Here is a 6,518-nt window from a genome sequence, read left to right as displayed (position 1 = left end):
CTGTGATCCACATTTATGCCTCGTTCAGCGAGCATTTCTTGAAGTTCACGATAGCTGATGCCATATTTACAATACCAGCGCACAGCCCAAAGAATGATTTCACCCTGAAAGTGCCGACCGTGGAAGGGATTCATCTGCTGTATCTCTAAATAAATAAGATATTTAGCTTATCATGTCAGCCTATTTGCAACAGTGCCTGCTTGACGGTGATGTTGAGAAATCTATATTGGATTATCAAGAAAAAAACGTTATTGATATGATTGTGATTGGTGCATATGGTCATTCAAAGATACGCCAGTTTTTTATTGGTAGTACGACGACCAAATTGTTATCAAGCTCTATAAAACCTGTACTTTTATTGAGATAAGACCTAAGGCGTTAAGTAGATATTCTATCTATTTAACGCCTTGTATTTATCATTCAATAGAGCAAATAGAATTATGAAAATGGAATTATTTTAGCTTACCTAATATAGGTAACGTATTGAAAAGAGTCTATTTTAAAATCCTCTAATGAGATAGATAGCTCATTTTTCTAAATAATTTTTAGTATCAATTTCGTGTAGATAAGCAACGATTTCCTCCACTGTGGTTCTCGCTGTTCTAGAAACTCCAATTATCGTAGCTGAAGCCATCCCAGTCCATTCCCCATAGCCTACCAACCACAAGTTCGGCATCTTGACCGATCTTCCGTCCTTAACCTCTATCAGGTTGTCTGGCTCTATCACCCCCAGAGTCCTCAAGTGATCCAAAGAAGCTTTAAACCCTGTACACCAGATCACCGCATCGACTTGCTCTTTTGAGCCATCAGGCCAAATGATAGAGTCTGTGGTAAATGATTTAAAAGGTGGACGACTATGCAAAACCCCTCTCTGCCTTGCCTCCTTAACACTATCAATCATCACAATATCACCAAGCCCCCCAACAGGCTGATCAATGACTTTACCCTCTTGCTGTGCTTTTAAGCGTTCCGTCGCTCTTAAAAACAGTACACGACCGTCCACATCATCGGATAAAAATTGAGGTGGAGTTTTCGTGACCCAAATGGTTTCAGCAACTTGTGAAACCTCAGCGAGTATTTGAGCGCCTGAATTCCCACCACCCACAACGATGACTTTCTTACCTTTAAATGGGTCTGCATTCATGTAATGGGCTGAATGTAACTGTGTACCTTGAAAGTTTTCTTGTCCCGGATAATCAGGAATAAACGGCTGGCTCCATGTCCCGGTTGCACTAACCACGGCCTTGGCTCGCCAAAACTTTTCTCCAGCATATACGTCTAAATACTTTCCATTCGATTCCACACGATCGACATGTACTGGACGAACAATCGGAAATTGATATCTCTGTTCATAAGCCGATAAATACTGAATCACCTCATTTCGTGTTGGATAGGTCTGTTCAGTGATGGGCATCATCCAACCGGATAGAGAACTCCAGGTATTAGGAGAAAAAAGACGCAATGACTCCCAGGTATGCAGCCAGGCACCCCCTGCTTGATTTTGCTCATCCAATATAATGAATGGGATTTTCTTGCGCTTTAAAAAATAAGCAGTAGATAAAGCAGCCTGTCCACCACCTATAATGATGACATCTGTTTCCGTCTGTTTCTGGTTCAACGCCTTTTCCCCTTTTGTTTTTTATATCTGATTTCTTTAGTGCAAAAACCCAATCATGAAGACTGGGTTTTTACATTTATTCACTTTTTCAATTATGACAACCTACTCATCAATTCAGATTATCAAGATATTTTTCAGCATCAAGTGCAGCCATACAGCCTGAACCTGCCGAAGTAATCGCTTGACGGTAAACGCTGTCAGCAATATCACCCGCAGCAAATACACCCGGAACAGATGCAGCAGTCGCATTACCTGCCGTACCGCTTTGAACCTGAATATAACCATCACGAAGGTTCAACTGACCTTCAAACATGCCGCTATTCGGTTTATGACCAATGGCAACAAATAAGCCAGTAACTTCTACATCTTGTTTAGAGCCATCTTGGGTAGATTGCAGGCGAACTGCAGTTACACCTGACGTTCTGTCACCAAGAACTTCGTCCACTTGATGATTCCAAGTGATGCTGATTTTACCTTCTTTCTCTTTCTCGAACAGATGATCTTGAAGAATTTTTTCTGCACGTAAAGAGTCACGACGGTGAACTAGAGTCACGTGTGAAGCAATGTTGGATAGATAAAGGGCTTCTTCAACAGCAGTGTTGCCACCACCCACAACCATAACTTTTTGGTTTTTGTAGAAGAAACCATCACAGGTTGCACAAGCACTTACACCTTGACCCATAAATGCAGCTTCAGAGTCAAGGCCTAAATATTGCGCTGTAGCACCCGTTGCAATAATCAGGGCATCACAAGTGAACTCTTCCATATCACCTTTCAGAACGAATGGACGAACGCTTAAATCAACTTCGTTGATATGGTCATAGACAATGTTAGTACCAAAGCGTTCAGCATGCGCTTGCATACGTTCCATGAGTGCAGGACCAGTTAGACCTTCAGGGTCACCCGGCCAATTGTCGACTTCGGTTGTTGTGGTCAACTGACCACCTAGCTGTAAACCGGCAATCAGCGTTGGCTTTAAGTTGGCACGTGCAGCATATACAGCTGCGCTATAACCCGCAGGGCCTGAACCTAGAATAATTAATTTAGAATGTCTCTTTTGCATTTAATATCACCTAGCGTTTACAAACTACGCTGATTCACACGTTTAGATAATTCTTCAGCCGATTCCTTACGTTCAGAATAACGATCTGTCAGGTATTTGCTTTGACCACGGGTCAGTAGGGTGAACTTAAATAACTCTTCCATCACATCCACAATCCGGTCATAGAAAGCTGAAGGTTTCATTCGTCCATCTTCTTCGAATTCCAAGAATGCTTTTGGAACTGAGGACTGATTTGGAATGGTGATCATCCGCATCCAACGACCCAAAATACGCATCTGGTTCAGGCTGTTAAATGACTGTGATCCGCCACTGACTTGCATCAAGGCAAGAGTTTTACCTTGAGTGGCACGGATTGCACCCCCTGCCAGTGGAATCCAGTCTATTTGTGATTTAAAAATTGAACTCATAGAACCATGGCGTTCAGGTGAACACCAGACCATGCCTTCTGACCATGCTAAAAGTTCATGCAACTCTTTTACTTTTGGATGCTCAGTATCCGCATCTTCAGGTAAAGGAAGCCCTTTAGGATGAAAGATTTTTATTTCCGCCCCAAAATGCTCAAGGATTCGACCGGCTTCAAGAACTGCAAGGCGACTGTAAGAACGTTCTCGATTAGAGCCATACAGCAGCAAAATTCGCGGAGGATGAGCAAGTTCTTTGGCTTGAACTTTTTCAAAGGTGGGTTGCTCAAGAAGATTTAGATCTACATTTGGGAGATTCATAGAGTTAGGCCTCTTTAAAAACTTTCTTTCTCAGCCAGAGTGAAACACTCACCAAGGCAATCAACACAGGAACTTCGACCAGTGGGCCAATAATCGTGGTAAAAGCAACAGGCGAAGCGATACCAAAAGTTGCAATCGCTACTGCAAGTGATAATTCAAAATTATTCCCCGCTGCGGTAAATGCAATTGCTGTGGTCTTAGGATAGTCATTGCCCATCCATTTACTCATAAAGAAGCTGATGAAGAACATTAAAACGAAGTAAATGGTTAAAGGAATCGCGATGCGTAAAACTTCAAGCGGAAGACTCACGACATCACCGCCTTTTAGGCTAAACATGGCCAGAATGGTGAACAGCAAAGCCATTAAACTCAGCGGACTGATTTTCGGAATGAACTTGGTTTCATACCATTCCACGCCTTTCTGTTTCACCAAAATCCATCGCGTTAAGAAACCTAATAAGAACGGAATACCAAGATAAACCAGAACAGCATGGGTGATGGTCCAGAAATCGACATTAATGACCTGCGAAGCGACACCAAAATAGGGTGGAAGGAAGGTCAGGAATAACCAGGCATAGGTACTGAAAAATAGAATCTGGAAGATGCTGTTAAAGGCAACTAAGGCTGCAACATATTGATTATCACCACAAGCTAGGCCATTCCAAACCAATACCATGGCAATACATCGAGCTAGACCAATTAGGATGACACCAGTCATATATTCGGGATAGCTATGTAAAAATATAATAGCCAGAGCAAACATCAGTACTGGGGCAATTAGCCAGTTTTGTATTAAAGATAAAGTTAGTGTTTTTTTATCTTTAAATACTTGTGGCAACGTCGCATAGTTCACTTTTGCCAGTGGTGGATACATCATTAGAATAAGACCAATCGCGATTGGAATATTCACTGAATCAATGCTTAATTTATCGAGTGCGACAGAAGCCTGAGGAAAGAAGTTTCCGATGGCAATGCCTAAGGCCATGGCAATAAAAATCCATAGCGTCAGGTTGCGATCTAAAAAAGATAAGCGTTTTTCAGACATTTCACTTACTCAACGTTCGAAATTTGATTAATTGCTGCAATCAATTCTGAGCGAGATAGTTTATCTACATTAAGTTTAAATAAAGCATCTAAGCGACGATTGATATGTTCAACAGTGCTCATAAAGGCTTTCATTTTTTCTTCTTTATTCACGTCTAAGTGTGAAGGATCAGCCAAGCCCCAATGTGCCTTGATTGCTCCACCCAAATAAAGTGGACAGGCTTCTTGAGCAGCAGAGTCACATACCGTGATCACAACATCAGGTTGGTACTGTTCACAGTCATCAATCGTTTTACTCCATAAACCTTCAGTAGATAACCCTAAGTTTTCAAGGGTTTCTATGGTCAGCGGATGCACTTGTCCTGAAGGCTTACTCCCAGCGCTATATGCTTTCCAACCTTCCGGGGCACGGCTATTAAACAAAACTTCTGACAAAATGCTACGGCAGCTATTTCCGGTACATAAAAATAAAAATTTCATTGATTCACTCACAATAACTATTTATAGAAAGGGGTTGTTGATCATCCAGCTTTGGCTGAGATTGAACTGTCTTCAAAATATCTAAAATTTCATAACACCAGTCGGCCAATTTTGGACTGATACTGTAGTAAACCCATTGGCTTTGTCTGCGATCTTGAAGTAGTCCTGCAGCACGTAAAAGGGCTAGATGTCTTGAAATTTTAGGCTGACTGAGTTGTAGTTTTTCAATCAAATCACACACACATAGTTCTTTATTTTCAGCGATTAATGTCACTATATTGAGACGTGTTTCATCTGATAAGCATTTAAAAAAATTAACTTGATCCATATAAGTCTCCTTCACATTGTTCCCATCCAAGAGATGAGAACGTGCTATTTAATTCTTTGACCATTTTCATCAATAATTTTTTCACCATCTTCTTTGCTAAACGCGCCTTTTTGAGGTAACGGGAGAATATCCAGAACAATTTCAGAAGGACGACACAAACGTGTACCTAAATCCGTCACAACGAATGGGCGATTAATCAAAATTGGATGTTGAAGCATAAAATTTAAAAGCTGTTCATCAGACCAATCTTCCTGATCTATTCCTAAATCAGAATATGGAGGTACATTTTTACGAATTGCTTCTCTAACACTTAAACCAGCACTACGAATAAGTTCAACTAATTCTGCTTTCGAAGGTGGGGTCATTAGATATTCAATAACAATTGGTTCAACACCCGAATTACGGATTAAAGCCAAAGTATTGCGTGAAGTTCCACAAGCGGGATTATGATAAATCTTTATGACGCTAGAATTATTCATTTTCCGATTAACTCAAATTCAAAATATCTTTATATATGAATATACGCATATATTCAATAAAACTGCTGTATTTTTTTATCCAATAGTAAGGGAATAAGACTTTAAGTTATTAATAAAAAATTAAATTTTGAATAAAAATATATATCAAGCTAATAAATAAGTGACTAATGAGGAATTGAAACTATAACCAACCCCCCTCACAGTTCTAATGATTTCTTCGATTTTATTTTTACTTAGAACTAATCTTATACGTCGTATATATACATCAATTGAACGATCATCAATACGATCATTTTCACCACATAAATGATTTTTGAGCGTAATTCGACTGATAGGACGATCTGGATGCTGAGCAAGAAAATACAATAGCTTATATCCTATTGGACACAATTCTATAGAAACAACTTTACCTTCCTTATCTAGTAACAATGTCCTTTGACTTGAATCAAATTTTAATTTAGGAATTTTAGCTTGATCGTGATGTGCTATTGAATGATTCGAAGTTAAGAATTTATCTAATTGTAAGAGTGCAAATCTTATCCTTACCCCTAGAACGTAATTGAGACAAGGTTTAATAACATAATCATCTGCACCTGCTTGTAAATAGTCTACAAATATTTGGTCATTAAAAGTACTGGTTACAAAAATTAAAGGCACATTTCTCGTTAACGGGTTTTGCTTAAATGCAATAATAAAAGCCAAACTAATGAACCGTACCGGGTTTGTCGGAGACTTTTTTATTTAAGTTAGGCCACCTGACCTAACGGGTTAATCTTATCATAGT

At 39.7% G+C, this 6,518-nt stretch carries 8 protein-coding genes and 2 pseudogenes; 1 reads left to right on the top strand and 9 read right to left on the bottom strand.

The features are described from left to right. Positions 1–134: pseudogene (locus PV763_RS16765) on the bottom strand (IS6 family transposase); the annotation flags it as partial. A gap of 65 nt (positions 135–199) precedes the next feature. On the opposite strand from PV763_RS16765, the pseudogene PV763_RS16760 reads away from it, so the two are divergent. Further along, a pseudogene (locus PV763_RS16760) lies at positions 200–367 on the top strand (universal stress protein); the annotation flags it as partial. Positions 368–526: 159 nt separating this feature from the next. Here the strand turns inward: PV763_RS16760 and PV763_RS16755 are convergent. The 8 genes from PV763_RS16755 to PV763_RS16720 all read right to left on the bottom strand — a co-directional run bounded on the left by PV763_RS16755 (position 527) and on the right by PV763_RS16720 (position 6,436). After that, a complete protein-coding gene (locus PV763_RS16755) occupies positions 527–1,618 on the bottom strand; it encodes an ArsO family NAD(P)H-dependent flavin-containing monooxygenase (RefSeq protein WP_005253618.1) in 1,092 nt (363 codons plus the stop codon). 109 nt (positions 1,619–1,727) lie between these two features. Continuing rightward, positions 1,728–2,681 (bottom strand): thioredoxin-disulfide reductase, encoded by a 954-nt coding sequence (gene trxB, locus PV763_RS16750; protein WP_092621673.1) that lies wholly within the window; start codon positions 2,679–2,681, stop codon positions 1,728–1,730. Positions 2,682–2,698: 17 nt separating this feature from the next. Beyond that, entirely contained in the window at positions 2,699–3,403 is a 705-nt protein-coding gene (gene arsH / locus PV763_RS16745; protein WP_004644739.1) for an arsenical resistance protein ArsH, read from the bottom strand. Positions 3,404–3,407: 4 nt separating this feature from the next. After that, complete coding sequence (gene arsB / locus PV763_RS16740; RefSeq protein WP_420938245.1) at positions 3,408–4,448, bottom strand: ACR3 family arsenite efflux transporter; 1,041 nt, start codon at positions 4,446–4,448, stop codon at positions 3,408–3,410. 5 nt (positions 4,449–4,453) lie between these two features. After that, entirely contained in the window at positions 4,454–4,927 is a 474-nt protein-coding gene (locus tag PV763_RS16735) for an arsenate reductase ArsC (protein WP_087011465.1), read from the bottom strand. A gap of 4 nt (positions 4,928–4,931) precedes the next feature. Next, positions 4,932–5,255, bottom strand: coding sequence for a metalloregulator ArsR/SmtB family transcription factor (locus PV763_RS16730; protein WP_420938244.1), 324 nt, complete (start codon positions 5,253–5,255; stop codon positions 4,932–4,934). Between the two features lie 44 nt (positions 5,256–5,299). Next, positions 5,300–5,734, bottom strand: a complete 435-nt coding sequence (arsC, locus tag PV763_RS16725; protein WP_131367349.1) for an arsenate reductase (glutaredoxin) — start codon at positions 5,732–5,734, stop codon at positions 5,300–5,302. Between the two features lie 144 nt (positions 5,735–5,878). Beyond that, positions 5,879–6,436 (bottom strand): winged helix-turn-helix domain-containing protein, encoded by a 558-nt coding sequence (locus PV763_RS16720; protein ID WP_420938243.1) that lies wholly within the window; start codon positions 6,434–6,436, stop codon positions 5,879–5,881. Positions 6,437–6,518 lie beyond the last annotated feature (82 nt).

Source organism: Acinetobacter sp. AS5 (assembly GCF_048957595.1).
Lineage (GTDB): Bacteria > Pseudomonadota > Gammaproteobacteria > Pseudomonadales > Moraxellaceae > Acinetobacter.
Note: the sequence above shows the minus strand (reverse complement) of the source record. Positions and strands in the feature narration are given on the sequence as shown.